This window comes from Sphingobium phenoxybenzoativorans (genome assembly GCF_001757355.1).
GTDB classification, from domain to species: Bacteria; Pseudomonadota; Alphaproteobacteria; order Sphingomonadales; family Sphingomonadaceae; genus Sphingobium; species Sphingobium phenoxybenzoativorans.
In genome coordinates this window covers 1-18,135 of sequence record NZ_MINO01000006.1, presented here as the reverse complement: position 1 = coordinate 18,135, position 18,135 = coordinate 1, and the positions used below count along the sequence as shown (strand labels likewise).

At 61.5% G+C, this 18,135-nt stretch carries 18 protein-coding genes and 1 tRNA gene; 10 read left to right on the top strand and 9 right to left on the bottom strand.

What is annotated here, in order from left to right; all coding sequences use genetic code 11:
* Positions 1–17: 17 nt before the first annotated feature.
* The 4 genes from BHQ40_RS04855 to BHQ40_RS04840 all read left to right on the top strand — a co-directional run bounded on the left by BHQ40_RS04855 (position 18) and on the right by BHQ40_RS04840 (position 3,188).
* Positions 18–1,421 (top strand): M20/M25/M40 family metallo-hydrolase, encoded by a 1,404-nt coding sequence (locus tag BHQ40_RS04855; RefSeq protein WP_070153585.1) that lies wholly within the window; start codon positions 18–20, stop codon positions 1,419–1,421.
* A 148-nt stretch (positions 1,422–1,569) separates the two neighbouring features.
* Positions 1,570–1,773 (top strand): hypothetical protein, encoded by a 204-nt coding sequence (locus tag BHQ40_RS04850; RefSeq protein WP_070153221.1) that lies wholly within the window; start codon positions 1,570–1,572, stop codon positions 1,771–1,773.
* Positions 1,774–1,923: 150 nt separating this feature from the next.
* Positions 1,924–2,838, top strand: a complete 915-nt coding sequence (locus tag BHQ40_RS04845; protein WP_070153218.1) for a 5'-methylthioadenosine/S-adenosylhomocysteine nucleosidase — start codon at positions 1,924–1,926, stop codon at positions 2,836–2,838.
* Between the two features lie 95 nt (positions 2,839–2,933).
* The gene (locus tag BHQ40_RS04840; protein ID WP_070153215.1) at positions 2,934–3,188 is read left to right on the top strand and encodes a hypothetical protein; all 255 of its coding nucleotides are present in this window, start codon (positions 2,934–2,936) and stop codon (positions 3,186–3,188) included.
* 88 nt (positions 3,189–3,276) lie between these two features.
* Here BHQ40_RS04840 and BHQ40_RS04835 read toward each other — a convergent pair whose 3' ends face one another.
* Entirely contained in the window at positions 3,277–5,934 is a 2,658-nt protein-coding gene (locus BHQ40_RS04835; RefSeq protein WP_070153212.1) for a TonB-dependent receptor plug domain-containing protein, read from the bottom strand.
* Between the two features lie 331 nt (positions 5,935–6,265).
* Here BHQ40_RS04835 and BHQ40_RS04830 point away from each other — a divergent pair, with 331 nt between their 5' ends.
* On the top strand, positions 6,266–6,727 hold the full coding sequence (locus tag BHQ40_RS04830) for an Lrp/AsnC family transcriptional regulator (protein WP_070153209.1): 462 nt from the start codon (positions 6,266–6,268) through the stop codon (positions 6,725–6,727).
* Positions 6,728–6,821: 94 nt separating this feature from the next.
* Here the strand turns inward: BHQ40_RS04830 and BHQ40_RS04825 are convergent, their stop codons facing one another.
* Positions 6,822–7,778, bottom strand: coding sequence for an SDR family NAD(P)-dependent oxidoreductase (locus BHQ40_RS04825; RefSeq protein ID WP_070153582.1), 957 nt, complete (start codon positions 7,776–7,778; stop codon positions 6,822–6,824).
* Positions 7,779–7,914: 136 nt separating this feature from the next.
* Here BHQ40_RS04825 and BHQ40_RS04820 point away from each other — a divergent pair, with 136 nt between their 5' ends.
* Positions 7,915–8,808, top strand: a complete 894-nt coding sequence (locus tag BHQ40_RS04820; RefSeq protein ID WP_253183266.1) for an AraC family transcriptional regulator — start codon at positions 7,915–7,917, stop codon at positions 8,806–8,808.
* Positions 8,809–8,909: 101 nt separating this feature from the next.
* Here the strand turns inward: BHQ40_RS04820 and BHQ40_RS04815 are convergent, their stop codons facing one another.
* Genes BHQ40_RS04815 through BHQ40_RS04800 form a run of 4 tightly spaced genes read right to left on the bottom strand, consistent with a single transcriptional unit; the run spans position 8,910 to position 14,229 of the window.
* Positions 8,910–9,908, bottom strand: a complete 999-nt coding sequence (locus BHQ40_RS04815) for an MBL fold metallo-hydrolase (RefSeq protein ID WP_070153206.1) — start codon at positions 9,906–9,908, stop codon at positions 8,910–8,912.
* Positions 9,909–9,968: 60 nt separating this feature from the next.
* Complete coding sequence (locus BHQ40_RS04810) at positions 9,969–12,635, bottom strand: TonB-dependent receptor (protein WP_139139187.1); 2,667 nt, start codon at positions 12,633–12,635, stop codon at positions 9,969–9,971.
* A 53-nt stretch (positions 12,636–12,688) separates the two neighbouring features.
* Complete coding sequence (locus BHQ40_RS04805; protein ID WP_070153203.1) at positions 12,689–13,717, bottom strand: FecR family protein; 1,029 nt, start codon at positions 13,715–13,717, stop codon at positions 12,689–12,691.
* A complete protein-coding gene (locus BHQ40_RS04800) occupies positions 13,714–14,229 on the bottom strand; it encodes an RNA polymerase sigma factor (protein ID WP_290438417.1) in 516 nt (171 codons plus the stop codon). Before BHQ40_RS04800 ends, BHQ40_RS04805 begins: the two co-directional genes overlap by 4 nt.
* Here BHQ40_RS04800 and BHQ40_RS26080 point away from each other — a divergent pair.
* The gene (locus BHQ40_RS26080; RefSeq protein ID WP_171905765.1) at positions 14,185–14,499 is read left to right on the top strand and encodes a hypothetical protein; all 315 of its coding nucleotides are present in this window, start codon (positions 14,185–14,187) and stop codon (positions 14,497–14,499) included. The two genes, BHQ40_RS04800 and BHQ40_RS26080, sit on opposite strands and share 45 nt — an antisense overlap.
* Before the next feature lie 63 nt (positions 14,500–14,562).
* Here the strand turns inward: BHQ40_RS26080 and BHQ40_RS04795 are convergent, their stop codons facing one another.
* Positions 14,563–15,204: a TetR/AcrR family transcriptional regulator gene (locus BHQ40_RS04795; RefSeq protein WP_070153197.1), complete on the bottom strand. Its 642-nt coding sequence runs from the start codon at positions 15,202–15,204 to the stop codon at positions 14,563–14,565.
* Positions 15,205–15,275: 71 nt separating this feature from the next.
* Between BHQ40_RS04795 and BHQ40_RS04790 the strand changes: the two genes are divergently transcribed.
* Positions 15,276–16,031 (top strand): SDR family oxidoreductase, encoded by a 756-nt coding sequence (locus BHQ40_RS04790; RefSeq protein ID WP_070153195.1) that lies wholly within the window; start codon positions 15,276–15,278, stop codon positions 16,029–16,031.
* 134 nt (positions 16,032–16,165) lie between these two features.
* On the opposite strand, the gene BHQ40_RS04785 is transcribed toward BHQ40_RS04790, so the two are convergent.
* A tRNA-Ser gene (locus BHQ40_RS04785) sits at positions 16,166–16,255 on the bottom strand.
* A gap of 145 nt (positions 16,256–16,400) precedes the next feature.
* Between BHQ40_RS04785 and hspQ the strand changes: the two genes are divergently transcribed.
* A complete protein-coding gene (gene hspQ / locus BHQ40_RS04780; protein ID WP_070153573.1) occupies positions 16,401–16,781 on the top strand; it encodes a heat shock protein HspQ in 381 nt (126 codons plus the stop codon).
* A gap of 57 nt (positions 16,782–16,838) precedes the next feature.
* On the opposite strand, the gene BHQ40_RS04775 is transcribed toward hspQ, so the two are convergent.
* The gene (locus tag BHQ40_RS04775; RefSeq protein ID WP_070153191.1) at positions 16,839–17,699 is read right to left on the bottom strand and encodes an ABC transporter permease; all 861 of its coding nucleotides are present in this window, start codon (positions 17,697–17,699) and stop codon (positions 16,839–16,841) included.
* A gap of 149 nt (positions 17,700–17,848) precedes the next feature.
* On the opposite strand from BHQ40_RS04775, the gene BHQ40_RS04770 reads away from it, so the two are divergent.
* Positions 17,849–18,135: GcrA family cell cycle regulator (locus BHQ40_RS04770; protein WP_216094851.1), on the top strand; the 287-nt coding region annotated here is incomplete at its 3' end.

Here is an 18,135-nt window from a genome sequence, read left to right as displayed (position 1 = left end):
CGGTTAGCATGGCCGCCATGCAGAAAATCGCCCTCCCCGCCGCCGCCCTGTCCCTCCTCATCGCCAGCCTCGCCCATGCCGCTCCGCCTGCTCTCGACAAGGGGCCGGATATGGTCCCCGCCACCTTCTCCAATGTGGCGGCGATGCGCGACGCGGCGTTGCGTGACGATGTGGCCATGGACATTATCGAGGGGCTGACGACCGAAGTCGGACCCCGCCCGGCCGCAACGGCGAAGGAAGCGGAGGCAAGGACCTGGGCCGCCGCGAAGCTGAAGGCGCTGGGTTTCAGCAATGTGCGGATCGAAACCTATATGATGCCCGCCTGGGTGCGTGGCGAGGAGGAGGCGAGCATCGTCGCCCCCTTCCCGCAAAAGCTGATCGTCGCGGCGCTGGGCAATAGCGGGTCGACCGGCAAGAAGGGGCTTGAAGCCGAAATCGTCTATTTCCCGACGATCGCCGATCTTCAGGCCGCGCCGGACGGGAGCCTGAAAGGCAAGATCGCCTTCGTCAGCAACCAGATGATGCCGACACAGGACGGGTCCAGCTATGGCGCCTATGGCATGGCGCGCTTCGTGGGGCCGAACATGGCGGCCAAGAAGGGCGCGGCGGCGATCGTCATCAAATCGATCGGCACGGACAATCATCGCATGCCGCATACCGGCGTCACCCGGTTCGAGGAGGGCGTGCAGCCGATTCCCGCGGCCGCCCTGTCCGGCCCCGACGCCGATCAGATCGAACGCATGGTGAAGCGCGGCAAGCCGATCACGATGAAGCTGCTGTTGACGCCGCAATTAAATGGCAAGCAGGAATCAGGCAATGTCATTGCCGAGGTGCCGGGCAGCGATCCGTCGGCGGGCATCATCATGATCACCGGCCATCTCGACAGTTGGGACCTGGGCACGGGCGCCATCGACGATGCGGCGGGCGTCGCCATCGTCAGCGCGGCGGCGAAGCGCATCATGGACGCCGGGACCCCGCGGCGGACCATCCGCATCCTGCTTGCCGGCGCAGAGGAAGTCGGGTCGTATGGCGGCAACGCCTATTTCGAAGCGCACAAGAACGAACTGCATATGCTGACATCGGAATCGGATTTCGGCGCGGATCGCATCTGGCGCGTCGACTTCGCCTTTCCCGAATCCGCCAAGGCGGTTGCGGACCGAATCGCAACGGCGCTCATCCCCCTTGGTATCGGCAAGGGAGAGCATCCGGCGTCCGGCGGCGCAGACAATGCGCTGTTCGTGAAGGCCGGAGTCGCGACGGTCGATCTGCAACAGGACGGCACCCGTTATTTCGATCTGCATCACACCGCAGATGACACGTTCGACAAGGTCGATCCGCAACAGGTGCGGCAGAATGTGGCGGCCTGGACCGCTATGCTGGCGGTGGCCGCCAATGCCCCGGAAAGCCTGTCCGCAAAGTGAAGTTTGCAGATAGACAACATGTCATCGCCGCTAACCTTCGTTTCATCGACCCAAAAAAACATTGATTTGTGCACCGCACACGGTAATGCCGGTCACTCGCGTCGGGCCTGAAACGTCCGCGCGGCAAATGCTATGGGAGCCATACAAGATGAAGAAGATCGCCATTGTTTTCGCTTCGGCCGGCCTGATGGCGCTCGCCGCTTGCGGTGGGACGCCCGCCAACGAGACCGCGAACGCTTCTAACGAAGCCATCGAGAATGTTGTGGACAACGCCGCTGCTGTTGCAGACAACGCTGCTGACGTGGCTGCGAACGCTGCAAATGTTGCGGAGAACGCTGCCAACGCGATGTAATTTCGCGTCAGCACAGTTTTCGGAAAAGGGGTGGACCGCTCATATGGTCCGCCCCTTTTTCATTTCCGGGCAAGGGCCTTCTTGCAACCGGGCATATGCTGAAGAACATTGTGTCCCGCGACGCGATTCCGCGCTTCGGAAAGGGACGTAATGAGAATTGCCGTGATTGCGCTGTGGCTTTTGTTGGCGGCGATTGCTCCTCCAGCCTTTGCGGGAGAGCGCGACGGAACGAAACGCACCGCCATCATGATCGCCTTCCCGCCGGAGCGCGCCGCGCTGGAAGGCGCGATAGCCGATCGCAGGGACGAAACCGTCAACGGCAAGATTATCGTCACGGGCACGCTCGCGGGCAAACCGGTGATCCTGATGGAAAGCGGCGTCAGCATGGTCAACGCCGCCATGAACGCGCAGTTGCTGATCGACCGTTTTGCCGTGTCCCGCATCCTGTTTTCCGGCATTGCCGGCGGAGTCGACCCGTCCCTGCATATTGGCGATGTCGTCATCCCGGACAGTTGGGGACAATATCTGGAAGTGTTGATGGCGCGCGAAACAGCGGACGGCTTTGCCCCCGTTGCGGCGCTCACTGACGGAAGCAGGCCCAATTACGGCATGATGCACCCCCGGCTGGTCACCACCAGCAGCACGGCCACAGGGCCTGTGACGCGCGCAGCCTTTTCCGTCGACCCCACCCTTCTCGCTTTGGCAAGCAAGGTAGCCGGAGAGATTCGGCTGAACCGTTGTGCGGCGGCGGCGGTGGAGCAATGCCTCGACCGGAAACCCGCGATTGTGGTTGGCGGGCAAGGCATAAGCGGTCCAGCCTTTGTCGATAACGCCGCCTACAGAAGCTATTTGTTCGACACATATGATGCCCGCGTGCTGGATATGGAGAGCGCCGCCGTCGCGCAGGTCGCCTTCGCCAATGGCGTCCCCTTCCTTGGGTTTCGCAGCTTGTCCGATCTGGCCGGAGGGGATGCGGAGGCGAACCAGATGCACGCTTTCATGGCCCTGGCGTCCGCCAATTCCGCGGCGGTGGTGACGGCTTTTGTGGCCGCCCTGCCCGACTAAACTCATATGGAATCACTATGGCCTGAGCGGTCCTTCAATCTCGAATAGCTATGTCGAGGGGCGTATCTGGAGGCTTCCTGATATTGGAGGGTGCCTTGCCACATTCGCGCAACCGGATCGGAGTCGATATCGCCCTTCGCTTCTGCGGCGCGTTCATGCTTGCCACGGTCTGGTTCGCAGGGCGGTCATTCTCCCCGATTGTCACCGCCAGCCGTCCCGAAACAGTGTCTCCGCCGGAACTGGCGATAGCCATGGCCTTGTTCCTCTCAGCGAGCATCGGCGCTGCGCTGATGATGCTGGGCCTGCACTTGTTCGATCATGTCGAGGTGGCGGAACGCTGGAGATACTGACCGGAGGGAAACACCCCTCCCCAACAAAAAAAGTGGCAGGAAACCAAGGGATTTCCTGCCACAGTCTACCCACCCGGAGGAGCCGGGATCAGTATTTCACGCGCAAACGTGCATACCAAAAGCCACCATTGATCCCGAAAGGACCGCCGTTGCGTGGATAGACTTGCCCGTCGGCAAGACTGTTGGTGGACAGGAAAATCGGATTGGTCGCCGATGCCGCGATCCGTTCAGGATAGGTGTTGAACAGATTATTTGCGCCGACCGTCAGCGTGTAGCGATCCTGGAAGGTGTAGCTGACGTCCAGATCGGTAGTGAACTTCGAACTGAAGCGTTGGCCCGGATAGTCGGTCTCCACCTGCCACCAGCTATGATAATTCTCACGCGCGTTGATCGTGAAATCGCCGATGGTCCAGTTCGCGGCGAGATTGGCCCTGTGGTTGGGCGCCAGATGCGCGACATTGACGATCTGGTCCGCGCCGATGACGGCCGGATCATAATTGCTCACTTTGCTCTTATTATAGTTATAGGCCAGTGTGAGGTTCAGCTTTCCGCCCGCCAGATCCGTCCGGTAGGTGCCGACGACATCGACGCCGCGCGTGATCGTGTCGAAAGCGTTGGTGAAATAATTGACGTCTCCGCCCACACCCACAGCGGCAAGAGCCGGCAGCGCGGCGATGTCCGCGCCCGTAACGCTGAACGTCTGCGAAATGCCGATGCGGTCCCGCACCTTGATGATGTAGCCGTCCACGGTGAGCGTGAAGGCCGGTGCGGGGTTCAGGACGACGCCAAGGCCGAAATTGGTCGCCTTGGCCGGTTTGAGCGGTTGACCGCCATAGAACTGCGCGATCTGGCTGGTGACGGGATACGTGCCGGTCTGAACCTGATTACCGGCGCGGAAGTTTGTGGTCAGGATCTGCACGCTGTTCTGCCCCGGCGAAGGCGCATGAAAGCCGGTGCCGACCGTGCCGCGAAGTGAAAACCCGTCGGAGAATTTATAGATCGCATTCGCCTTGCCGACTGTGGCGCTGCCGAAGCTGTCATAATGTTCGTAGCGTCCGGCAACGCCAACGGTCAGGCGATCGGTGATGTCGGTTTCCGCCGCGCCATAGAAGCCATAGCTTTTCTGGGAGTAGGAACCGGCCGCCTGCGGACTGGTGCCGCCATATCCGCTGGCCGCGGGAGGCATGGTGACGGTGGAATCGAAGGCATAGGTGCCAGGACCGGTCGGCACGTAGAGATTTTGCACCGCATACGGCCCGGCGGCGTAGGATTGAAGATCGCCCTCCGTCTGCTCGTAGGTTTCCTTTCGATATTCGGCGCCGAAGGCCAGCGTCACGGGGCTGGCCAGGCCAGCCAACTCGACGGGATAGGTGAGGTCGAGCGTTGCGGTGAATTCCTTCTGGATCAGTTTGCCGAATTCAAATTCGGTCTGGGTTTGCGGCCCGAAGGACGGACTGAGCGAGTTATACATGGAGAGGTCGAGCGAATTGCGCGCGAGGCTTGCGGCGATGTCCCAGGTGAAGCCTGAATCCGCCTTGCCCTTATAGCCCAGTGTTCCATATGCCTGATCGGTGATGCCGATGAAGCGCGGCGTGAAGCCCGCAGGATACAGCGCCGTGAAGTTGTAGACGTTTCCGTCTTTCACGAAACCTCCTGCCGGGCAGGACGCATTGCCGGCCGGGCATTTGGTCAGATAGATGGGATGGGCGAATGCCGAATTGGCGCCCAGGTCGGTCAGCGTGTTCGTCGTGCCATTGTCGATCTGCAATCCGGTCGCGCTGATCGGGGAACGGTAGTTGAAGCTCTGATCGCCTTTCGAATGCGCGACGTTCACAAACAGATAGAGGTTGCTGTTGTCGGTGACGTCCAAACCGGAATTCAGGAGCAGCTTATAGCCCTTGCTGGGCGATGATCCCCAGATCTGGACAGGGCCGGGATAATTGGGAAGCTGCGTCGCCAGTGACGGATTATTCTGCGCGAACACCAGCGCGATCGGGCGGGTCTCCCCGCGGCTCGTGCCATTGTCATCGAAATATTCGCCGCTGAGGTTGATGAAGCCGATCTCGCCAAGCTTCACACCGGCGTTCGCGGCGATCTGGCGGCTCTTTCCGTCTCCGCCATTGTCATAATATTGGCCGTAGCGCGCCTGGATTTCCAATCCGGCGTCTTCGCGCAGACCATAGTTGAGCACGCCCGCGATTGCGTCCGACCCATATTGCGCGGTTGCGCCGTCGCGAAGCACCTGGAGATTGTTGATCGCGATCGCCGGGATGGCCGAAATGTCCGACCCCTGCGAACCGAAGGACAGACCGGTGTCGCCGCCCACAAACACCTGCACCAGCGCCGAGCGGTTGTACCGCTTGCCGTTGAGCATCACGAGCACCTCGTCGCCCGGCAGGCCGCGCAGAGACGGCGCGCGTACGAAGGTGGAGGCGTCCGAAATGGTGTTCTGGCCGACAAAGAAGGACGGGATGATGTTCTTCACCGCGTCCAGCATGTTGGCGGCCGGCTGGGACGTGATTTCCTGAGCGCTGATCACATCGACCGGAGAGGCCGAATTGGTGGCGCTGCGGTCTGTCCGCCGCGTGCCGATAACGACGATCTGTTCGCTGTCCGCAGCCCCTGCGCCGCTTGCCGGAGGCGCCGATTGCGCGAGGGCCGGCATCCCCGAGACCGCCGCGGCGGCCAGCATGCTGGTGCCGAGCAGCCTGGCGGCCACCGTTCCCCTTGTCATATGTCTGATCATATATTCCCTCCCTTAAATATGCTCGCATGTGAGCAGTCCGTTGTTCTTCGCTGCGAACGGCCTTTGTATTTTTCTATTCGGGATTTGCCGGACGACCCTGGACCGGCCGGGTGGCGGCCAGCAGGATTCCGGCGATGATCTGCCGGTGAACATTCACTCTCAGGAGCGACATTTTCCGGGTCTCCATGATGCGATTCACGGGGACAGTATGAGCAATATGTAGGGAAAGGTGCTTTCTAACTTTGCATCCGATTTGTTGGGTCTGGACAAATATCCAGGCATGTGCGCTATTCCGGGCGCATCATTTCAGAGAAAATCGGAAGCTTCTTTCATGACCAAATTGGACCGAATCGATTTCCGCATGCTGCGCCTGCTGCAGACCGACGGACGCCTGACAAATGCCGAGCTGGCGCAGCGCGTCAGCGTGAGCGCCGCCACCTGTCACCGGCGGTCGCAACGGCTTTTCGAGGAGGGATATATCACGGGAGTCCACGCGGAAATCTCGCCCTCCGCCGTCGGGCTTGGCGCATTGGTGATGGTCGGCGTTGTGCTCGACCGGTCGACTCCCGACAGCTTTGCCGAGTTCGAAGCCGCGATAGTGCGGATGGATGAAGTGCTCGACTGCAATCTGGTTGCAGGGGATTTTGACTATCTGCTGAAGATCCGGGTCCGCGATATGGTGGATTTCAACAAGCTGCACGGGCAGCATCTGATCGCGCTTCCCGGCGTTCGGCAGACGCGCACCTTCTTCGTCATGAAAGAAGTGAAGGAGAATGCGCCCCTGCCTTTTTGATGGCTGGGACCGCCGGCCCCATATTGGTCATAGCAAACAACTCCGGCCATCGCAGCGGTGCAGCGCGCGATGGCCGGGCGGGATCGCGTTCGCTCTAAAAGCGCTCGCCGACCAATTCCTCGCTCTTGGCCCAGAGCGCCTTGGCATTGTCCGGGTCCAGCGCATAGGGTTCATAGCCTTCGAGGATATCCACCGAAACGCTGAGCGCCGCGACATGGCAATCCTCGCAATAGCGCCCGCCAACCTCATCGGCGTCGGCCTTGAACCCGGCCCAGACGGACGTGGCCGCGCCCTGGGGGACGGTCTTGAACTTGAATGGCGAACCCTTGGCCTCCGCTTCCTTCAGGCTTTCGACCAGGGCGTTCATGTCCGCCTCGCTCATATAGCGGCCAAGCTCTGTCTGGATGCCGCCGGGATGCACCGCTGCAGCGCGCACGCCACGCCCGCGATGCCGCCTGTCAAACTCGACCGCGAACAGGATGTTGGCGGTCTTTGAACGGCCATAGGCCCCGAAAGGCGTATATTCCGTGCTGTCGAAATTCGGATCGTCGAGATTGACGTCGGAATAGCAATGCCCGGCGGAGGAGAGATTCACCAGACGCCCGCCATCCTTGATGAGACCGGCGATGCGGTTCACCAGAACGAAGTGGCCAAGATGGTTGACGCCGAACTGCATTTCAAACCCGTCGGCCGTCTCCTGCTTCTGCGGCATCGCCATGACGCCGGCATTGGCGATGATGACGTCGAAGCGGTCCCCCTTCGCATTCAGCGCGTCGGCGCAGGCGCGCACGCTGGCGAGCGAGGACAGATCGCATTCCACAAATTCCAGTGTTCCGGGGCCCTCGATCCCGGCAGTGGCGCGGCGCGCCTTGTCCAGATCGCGGACGCTACCCACGACATTGGCGCCATGGGCGACGAGGGTGCGCGCCGTCTCCACGCCAAGACCGGCGGAAACGCCGGTTACCAGCACGCGCTTGCCGGAAAGATCAATGCCCTCCAGCACCTCGTCCGTCGTTGAGTCCGGGCCAAAGCCTGTGAAAATGTCAGTCATGAACGCCTCCTTCAAACTCTCCTCCAGATAGACTTTCCGCGCGCGATCGGAGCGCCCGATGCTGCCCGATCCTTGCCTGATCCTCTCAATCGCTATTTCTGCACGCTTGCCTTTGCGTGCTCTCGCGCCGATCTAAATGCCCATGCAGATGATTCTGGAGGAGATGCGAGCGCTGGTCGCGCGTCATGCGGGGAAGCCCGTGCCGCCGCGCCTGCCGCTGAGCGTGGGGCAGGCGTTCGAGCCGACGCCGCTCACCCATGGCCTCTACAAGCCGATGCTCTATTTCGTGCTTCAGGGTGCCAAGCGGGTGATCATTGGCGGCCGGACGCTGGAGTATCGCGCCGGAGAATTACTCGTCGCCTCCATCGATCTGCCGGTGATCGGCCAGGTGATAGAAGCCAGCCCGGAGAAGCCGCTGATGATCGTGGCGCTGGCGCTCGATCCGGCATCCATAGCGGCGCTGCTGATCGATATGCCGAACGGCGGAGAAAGCGCCGCCGAAGCCGGGATCAGCATCAGCCCGATTACCCCCGGACTGATCGATCCCCTGCTGCGCATCGCGCGCCTTCTGGATGCGCCGGAGGATGTGCCGGTCATGGCGCCGATGCTTGAGCGCGAGATACTTTACCGCGTGCTGCAGGGCCCGCAGGGACCGATATTGCGCCAGATCGCGCAATCGGACAGCCGTCTGTCGCGCATAAGGCGCGCGATCGACTGGATCGGGCAGAATTACGCCGAATCCCTCAAGATCGATCATCTGGCCAGTCTGGCCGGGATGAGCGCTTCGTCCTTTCACCGGCATTTCAAGGCGGTAACGGCGATGAGTCCCCTCGCCTATCAAAAGAGCATCCGCCTGCAGGAAGCGCGCCGCCGCCTGATCATGGCCCCTGCGGAGGCGGCGCGGGTGGCCTACGCCGTTGGCTATGAAAGCCCATCCCAGTTCAGCCGGGAATATACCCGCCTGTTCGGCCTCCCTCCCCTGCGCGACGCCGCGCGGCTGTTGCATGGCGGCGGACTCGCGGAGGCGTGAGGTCGGGAATGGGGGATCGTTCAGCCGGGTTGGCGAAGGCTATTCCGGAGAGAAGCCGCCCAACCCGGCCGTGAGGCGCAATATCGCATGACATGGCGATATCAGAACTGGTCGAGATCCCGGCCGGCGACCACGGGTCCGTTATAATATTTGCGCACGCCGGCGAGGAATGGCGCCGCTGCGCCTTCGCGATCCAGAGCGAACGCCATATGGTTGAGCACGACCATTTTGACTTTCGCGGCCGCCGCCAGTTTGCCGACCTCCTCCGGGATGAGATGTTCCCTGGTGTGGTGCGCGACGATCCCTTCCAGGTCGCGGCCCGTCCTGCCCTGCGCCTTGGCTACCTCAACGGCGTGGTCGAGATCGATGATCTCGCTGACCAGAATGTCCGCCCCGTCCGCAAGCTTGACTACGGCAGGCGAAGGACCGGTGTCCCCCGTGAACACGATGACGCGATCCTTCGTTTCGAACCTGTAGGCATAGGCGCGCACCTTGCCATAGGGTTGATCGGGCACGGGCACGGCGTCGAAATGGCTGTTGGCGACGGCCGTCACTGTCACATCGCCATCCTTGTAGATGATAGTCGGCTTGTCCGCCTCGAACGGTTTGGCGACGGCGATTTTCATCCAGTCGGGCGCGCCCGGCGTAATCGCCTCATACAGCGTTTTCGACGTCCGGTTGGCGTTCAGCGCGTCCGCCACGATCGCCTGGGTGCCTGCGGGGCCGATCACCTCGATCGGCTTGCCGGTCGGCATCGTCCAGGCGAAGGCGAATAGCGAACCCAGGCCCGCCGTATGGTCGAAATGCAGGTGGGTCAGGAAAACCTTTTCGATCTCGCTGGCCTGAACGCCCGCTTCCTGAAGGCGGCGCACCGTCCCCTCCCCGGCATCGATCAGGAAATGCCGTCCATTGACCGTCAACATCGACGATGGCTGCGACCGGTATGTGCGGATGATCGGGCCGCCAGCGGTGCCCAGAAGGGTCAATGTCGTCGCCTGCGGCGCGGCTCCGCCGGTTTCGGTAGCGGGCGCGGCGGCCCATGCGCCAGCGCCAAGCGTCAGCGGCAACATAAGGATCGAAAATTTACGCCAGAACGGCATGTGCGCCTCCAGAGAAAAAGCGGCCCTCCATGAGAGGAGGTGGGAGGGCCGAAGCTGAGATCAGTATTTGACGTTCAATTGCAGGCCGAACGACCGGGGCGGATCGGCCATCGCCTGGATCGATCCGGGAGAACTGGGCACGAACTGGCGATAGGACGCCGTCAGCTTGTCGGTCAGGTTCCGGCCGACGATCGCGAGTTGCCACAGCTTGTCCTGGCGGCCGAACGCCAGTCGCGCGTCCCACTTCGCGAAGCCCGGTTGAACCAGCGTCGGATCGGCGGTGGTCTGCTGGAAATAGCGGGACGTGAAGAACAGGCTGTTGTCGAACAGCAGCTCATAGTCGCTGCCGATGTCGCGCCGGTATGTCACGCCGATATTGCCGCTGAACTTGGGCGCGAAGGCGCGCCGCTTGCCGGAAAGGTCCTGCTTGCAGTTCACCGGCGTATTCAGGGTCTGGAGCGGCGTGCACGGCGCGCCGGGATATCTGTCATAGCGGGAGTCGAGATAGGCGAGATCGGCGTTGAAGCTCAGTTCGTCCGTCGCCCGCAGCGAGAAGCCGACCTCGATCCCCTTGGAGATCGATGCCGCGACATTGCCGGTGACCTGGCCGGGCGATCCCGAAGGCCGGTCGACGGTCGTGGTTTCCTGCATATCGTCATATTTGCTGTAGAAGCCCGCGATGTTCAGCGTCAGCCGGTTGTTGAAAAGCTGCGACTTCAGGCCGATCTCATAGGCGTCCACCGTCTCAGGGTCGAACAGGCTCCGCTCGCTCTCGCCAATGGCAAAACCGCCGGACTTGAAGCCTTTGACGTAGGAGGCGTAGGCCATCGCCCTGGACGTCAGTTCATACTGGACGTTGACCGACGGCATCAGCTTGCTGTCCGACCGGTGTGAGGGGCTGTAATCAAGGAAATTGGCCCCGGTGATCGCGCCGATCTGCATCTGCGTAGCGATGGGCAGAACGGTGAAACTGTCCGCCGTGGGGATGTAATTATTCGCCGTCGTCCCCGTTCCATAGGTGACGGAGCGATGATCATGCTTGTCCACGACGCTGTAGCGCAGGCCGCCGCTGATGCGCAGCCGTTCGACCGGGCGGACGGTGATCGACCCGAAAGCCGACATATTGTCGGTCTTTTCATTGGCCCGCAGCAAGGACACGATCGGCGTCGCCGCATTGGTGACGGGCGCGCCGAAATTACCGAACGGCGCGGAATACAGGCCCGCATAACCGTCGATATCGAGGTCGCCGTGCATATAATAGAGGCCGGCCATGTAGGTGATCGGGCCGTCATGCTCCGACTGGAACCGCAGTTCCTGCGAGAATTGCTTGTAGTTCTCAAAATAGCTGCTGACGATGCCATAGTCAGCGCCAATGGGGCTGCCGCCCTGCTTGCCCGGCACGGGGATCACCGCGTTCACGAGATGATAGTCCATGTCGAGATAGCTGGTGATAGACCGCAGGCTGTGGTCGCCGAAGCTGAGCTTGTTGGTCCAGACCGCCTCCGTCTGATTGAGGTCGAGCAAGGACGGGCTGTTGGCGAAGCGGCGGTCGAACTTCGTATCGGCGGCGGCCCCCTGATTTGCCAGATAGCGGGCGCATGCGCCTGCCGTCGTGAAAGGCGCGGGCGCAGGGCAGTCGGTGATTTCCGCTCCCCAGGTTTCGTCATCGCGCATACGCACATGGTCGATGCGGAAATTGCTCTCCAGGCTTTCGCTGGGATTCCAGGCGAAGGAGAAGCGGCCGATCCTGTCATTCAGGTGCGGGCCGTCATTGCCGCTATAGGTATTCTTGAGATAGCCATCCATGCCCGACTGGCGGCCGGAAATGCGAACGCTGAGCGTTTCCGTGAGCGGCACGGAAATGCCCGCTTCAACCGCATATTCGCCGAAGGCCGGCGCGTAGAAGGCCGTTCCGTTGAACTCCAGCTTGTCGCCGGGCTTGCGCGTGGTGATGTTGAGCGCGCCGGCAATGGCGTTGTTGCCGAAATAGGTGGTCTGCGGCCCTTTCAGCACTTCGACGCGATCAATGTCGAACATGGCCGCGCGGCTGGCGCGCGATCGTGACCGATAAGCGCCATCGACGAAGGTGGCGACCGATTGTTCAAAGCCATAGTTGAGCGATGAGCCGACGCCCCGGACATTGATGAAGTCCGCCGTCGGCGCGGACGATATGCGCACATTGGGCAGGCGCGCGGAAAGATCCTGCAGATTGTTGATGTTCTTTTCCTGCAGAAGCGATCCCTGGGTCACGCTGACAGAGATGGGAACATCCTGAAGCCGCTCGGCGCGCCCTTGCGCGGTGACGATGATGTCATCGGCCACCGGCTCCTCCGGCGGCGCTGGATTGAAGGAAGCCGGCGCTAAGGGCGCGGCCGGTTCCGGGCTGGGTTGAAATCGGGTCGGCTGCAGCAGACTGCGCGATTGGACTCTGGGCGCGATCACATATCCGCCGTCAGTCATCGGCCGGATTTCCAGAGCGGAATCACCAATTAGATACCGCAAAGCGGTCGCTGGATCTTCATATCCCGAAATCGCGTTGCTGCGCTGGCCGCGCAGTTGGGACGCCTGAAAAACCACCTGCCGGTTTGTCTGCACGGCAAATTCACGAAGCGCCTGCCCCATTTCCATCGCCGGTATGGTGATCCGGCCTTGTTGCGCATATGCTGATGGCGCGCTGGCGCAAAGGCCGATGACCAGCGCCAACGCGCTGCTTCCCTCTCTTAGCATTATCCGTCTCCCGCTTTGGTTTCATGAGAAAGACCGGAGCGCGGTGAAAACCCTCAAAGATTATTTTTGGGGGGATGCATTTTTTTCGTCAGGATGACTCGTCCGTAGGGGCGGAACTGTGCGTCGATGTCGAAGATCTGCTGGAGCGCTTCGGCTACCGCAACGGGCTTTCCTATACGGAACGCGCCGTCGACACGCAGGTCTTTCAGGGAGGGGTCGGCCAGCTCGATTATATTTTTCCCGGCATAGCGGTTGAGTTGCTGAACCAATGCGCCAAGCCGCTCATTATCGGCGATCAACAGCCCCACCTGCCAGGCTGTCGCATTCGTGGCGTTCACCCGGTCGCGCACCATCGCGCCGTCGTCAAGTGGGCCGGAAAGACGTTCGCCGGGCCGCATGACCAGATTATCCCGCCGCAGAAAACGGCAAAGCGATACCAGCGAATTGATGCATGGCGGGTCTATGGCGACATCGACCCGGCCGGATAGCAATGTGACGGAAAGAGTCTCATCCGGTCTGCTGACCACGAAATCGGTGCCCTTTGCGACCACCACCCGGCGGTTCGCTAACACTTCGAACGGACGTTCCGGATCATGAGCCACCTTGAACCGCGCCTGCCCGGCCAGAAGATCGATATGGCGCACCCCGCTGGCATAGTTCACCTGGACAACGGTTCGCCGGTCGAGGACGATTTCCGAATTGTCCGCCAGTCGAACGGTTCTGACGCCATCCTGGAAGTTCGCATATTCAACCGGCGCGGGCGCGCTACGAAAAGCCAGACTGCCCGTTACGGCCAATAACAGGGCGCCGAGACCCGCGAGCTTGTATCCAGTAACAAGCCTGTTCCTGCGGCGAAGGCCAATCGTTGCCTCATGGGCCGCCGCCGACAGCTCCGATCTGTCCTCCTGGCCATCAATGGCCGCCAGCGACCGAACAATGTCATTGAAAGCTGAGGCATGGTCTGGATCGCGCTGCAGCCATGCATGAAAGCGGCGCTCAAGCTGCGGATCGTGTCCCGCCTGATCGAGTTCGAAATACCAGCGCGCAGCGGCTTCCAACTGACGGGTTTCTGCGTCGCTCATGAAGATCGCATCGCCCGCGCAAGATGCACCATCGCCTTAACGATGATCTTTTCCACGCTGCTCACCGAGAGGCCGATCTTTTTCGCAATCTCGCGCTGCCGCATGCGGTCGAGCCGGTACAGGAGGATCACTGTGCGGGTCCGTTCGTCCAGTCCATCCAGCGCCGCGCGAAGGGTCATCAAAGCCTCCCTCGCCAGGACTATACGCTCGGCATCGATCCTGTCGATCAGCGACTCGTGATTTTCGTGGCAATGATCCTCGAACGGCTTGTCATCGAAAATCGCTGACCGGCGCCGGAAATCATTCAGGACGTTGGTAGCGATCCGATAGACATAGCCTTCGAAATTATCGATCGCATTGTCCTTCCGCCTGCTGAGCAGGCGAAGAAACACATCCTGCGTTAAATCGTCCGCATCGGTAGGAGACACGGATCGCCGCAAGAAATAACCCCGTAAAGGGCGCCGGAAATGGTGATCGATGTCATCAAAGCAGCTTGGCTGGAACAGGTCCACGCCAAGAACGGACGTTCCATCACGGGCATCAATCTCCAATGGACGGCGCCCGGTCAATATCTTGTTCTCTCCATGCGCCAATGCGCTTCCCCTTTGCGCCGGCCGATTTATTCAGCTCTGCGGCGCGAAATCGCAATTGAGCATATGCTCACAGGATATCTTGTAAACCCCGAAGTCGTTGTACCTATGCAACACTTTTGGGACCCTTTTGGTCCTCCAGACGGCGTTCAGGGTCGCGGGAAGCATTCGCCGAACGCCGATATTCTGTAGTTCTCAGCCGCCTGCCCTTGCGCCGCGCCAGTGGTTCCTGACCCTGTCGGCCGCCTATTGAGGTCAGGCCGCAGCCCTTTGATTGGCTGCGGCCAAATAGGCATGGCATGCTTGCGGCAACTCGCGGCGCAGGCGCGTGAAATTGTCCTCGGACGCTTCGGCCTCCATGACCACGCGCACCGAGCCTCCGAGCAATGCCGCAAGCATGAACGCCACGGAGGCCCGGTCGGCAAAGCGGGCGCCGGGCGCATTGGCGAGCAGGGCTTCGATCATTTCCGCCATGCACGACAACGCCCTGCTCATCAGTTCCGACAGGTCAAATTCGGCGGCGATGCCATAGATTGCGCGTGAGGCGACCCTGTCCGCCATTTTGGCGTCGAGCCATGCCGTAGCCAGCCCTTCCGCGATCGTCTGCAGGTCGCATCCCATGAGGCGCTCTGCCGCGGCCTGCATCGCGCTCTCGATCAGGTCGAACTGACGTTCCACCAGGGCGAACAACAGAGCCTGCTTGTGCGGATAATATTGGTACATGGTGCCAACCGACACGCCCGCCCGCTCGGCCACCCGCGTCGTTGTGAGACGTCCCACCCCATCCGCCAGCAAAACCTGAATGGTAGCGATATGTATCGCCTCGATTGTCGCGGCGGAGCGCGCCTGTTGCGGCGCTTTCCGGGGCTTGAGGAGCGAAGGCGCGGGGCGATTCATATGCGAATTCCGAAACTGAAGGATCGTTCATATCTTGGCGGTTCACTCATTCCCCCGCAAGGAGTCATGCGATGAATAGCGTCCTCATCACCGGCTGTTCGACCGGTTTCGGCCGGAAAACGGCCCTTTATTTCCTCGAACAAGGCTGGAGCGTCATAGCAACGATGCGCAACCCCGCCGCCAGCACCCTCCCCGCCTCGGACAGATTAAGGCTATTGCCGCTGGACGTCACCGATCCCGACAGCATAGCCGCCGCCGTCGCGGAGGCTGGCGCAATCGACATACTTGTCAACAATGCCGGCATAGGCTGGCTCAACGCTGTCGAGGGCACGCCGATGGAAACGGCGCGCGAGATATTCGAAGCCAATCTGTTCGGCGCAATGGCCATGATGCAGGCGGTCCTGCCAGGCATGCGCGCGCGGCGTTCCGGCACGATCATTAATGTCAGTTCCAGCTCGACCTACAAGCCCTTGCCGCTGCTTTCCGTATATCGCGCGAGCAAGGCGGCGATGACGGCGCTGACCGAATCCGCCGCGCTGGAACTTGCGGAATTCGGCATCAAGGCGCGGGTCGTCCTGCCCGGCATGGCCCCTTCGACCGCGTTCGCCGCCACGGCGCAGGGGCATATTATGGAGGCGGGAGGTTTCCCGGAGCCTTATGCCGATTTTGCGCAGAGGACGCTGGCCATGATGCAGAGCGCTGGCAATGGCGTCGTCACCACATCACGGGACGTTGCAGAGGCGATTTTCCGGGCGGCAACCGATCCGGACTGTCCGGCGGTATTGCCGGCAGGGGCCGACGCCATCGCCTGGTCAAAGGGCGAATAGGACACAGCGATCGGGAGCGGTATCGGCAGCCAAGTATGCCGCTCCTGGCGGAAAAGCAGGATCCCCGCGCGCCTCTCGCCCGCGCATGCATCGCAATGCATGGCCGATAACCGCTGCGTCCTGGTTCAGGTAAGTGGCGGAGAGGCAGGGATTCGAACCCTGGGTACCCTCGCGGGCACGCCGCATTTCGAGTGCGGTGCATTCGACCACTCTGCCACCTCTCCGCGAGGGGTCTGTCCGTCGGAAGATGCCTTCCGATTGGGGGCTACCCAAGTCGAGGGGCGGGCATTAGCGAATGAAATTGGCTTTGCCAAGCGGGGCTTTCGGCATTTTTCTTGCGCCTGCGTAATGCATCCCTACATTAACGTCATGTCCAGCACGAATCCTCCCGCCTTCGGCGCCAATATCGCGCGCAATGCTCCCTTCATCTCCCATGCGCGCTTCAGCATCGGCGATGTGGTGAAGCACCGGATGTTCGGTTTTCGCGGTGTCATCTTCGATATCGATCCCGTATTCGCCAATACCGAGGAATGGTATGAGGCGATCCCGGAGGAGATGCGGCCGGACAGGGACCAGCCCTTCTACCACCTGCTCGCCGAAAATGGCGAGGCGAGCTATGTCGCCTATGTCAGCCAGCAGAATCTGGTCAGCGACGACAGCGATGAGCCTGTGGACCATCCGGCGATCGGCGGCATCTTCGGCGCCTATGCGGATGGCAAATATCGGCTGAGGCCGCTCCACCGGCATTGATGGCTGGCGGCGGCCCGTCCCGCCGCAGGTTCACTGCAGATTCACTGGGCCGCAGGATCAGGCCTTGAGCTTCCAGCCCCGGCGCAGCAGGCCGTAGGTCATGCATCCCACCACGATGTTCAGCGTCAGGATGACGGCGCTGCCCACTGCGACGTTGGTGTCGGCCGCCGACACGAAGCCATAGCGGAAACCCGAAATGATGTAGAAGAACGGGTTGGCGTGGCTGATCGCCTGAAACAGCGGCGGCAGGCGGTCGATCGAATAGAAGGTGCCCGACAGGAGGGCGAAGGGGCCGATGACGAAATTGGTCACGGCGGCGGCATGGTCGAACTTCTCCGCCCAGATCGAGGTCAGCACGCCGAGGAAGGCGATAAAGGCGCAGCCGAGCAGGCCGAACCACAAAATCGCCCAGAAATGCACTGGCGTGACATGCACGCTTGGCCAGAGCGCCATAGCGAGCCAGAGGGCGAAGCCGACCATGACCGCGCGGGTGACCGACGAGGCGACAAGCGCGAACAGCATTTCCCCCACCGAAATCGGCGGCATCAGATAATCCACCAATGTCCCCTGGATCTTGCCCACCAGCAGCGAAAAGCTGGAATTGGCGAAGCAGGCGTTGATCATGCCCATGATGATCAGACCAGGGGCGATGAAGTCGGCAAAGTGGACCTGCTGCCCATTCAGGCTGAGCATCCGCCCTTCCCCGCCCAGCGCGAGCAGGAAGATGATGAGGAACAGCAATGTGGTTAGCGCAGGCGCCCAGACGGTCTGCAACTGCACCTTCATGAAGCGGCGCACTTCCTTGCGGTACAGCGCGCGCATGCCCGGCCAGTTGATATTCTTGATGACGGGAACGCCCGGTTCGTGCCGGATCATCGTTTCCGCCGCGCCGGCCGCATTTTTGCTATGGTCGTTCATTGCTGGATCGACTATCGGGTGCGGCCAGATGCGGCAAGTGCGAATTGGCCGTTCACGCCGCATCCTGCATCTTTTGACGAATTGAAGGATGGTGGTTGGCACACCATATGACCTTCACCCTGTTAATCACCGAATTTTAGGAGCCTGCCTTGTCCTGGACCGACGAACGGATCGACCAGCTTAGAACGATGTGGGAAAAGGGCATGACCGCCAGCCAGATCGCGGACGAGCTGGGTGGCGTCAGCCGCAACGCCGTGATCGGAAAGGCGCATCGCCTGGGCCTGCAGTCGCGCCCCTCGCCGGTGAAGGCGACCGAGACGCCGCGCAAGAAGGCGGCCGCCCCGGTGAAAAAGCCCGCGCCGCCGCCAAGGCAGGAACCGGAAGCGCGCCCCGCCGTCCAGTCGGCCGCGCCCGCGCCGCAACGCCCGGCTGCGGC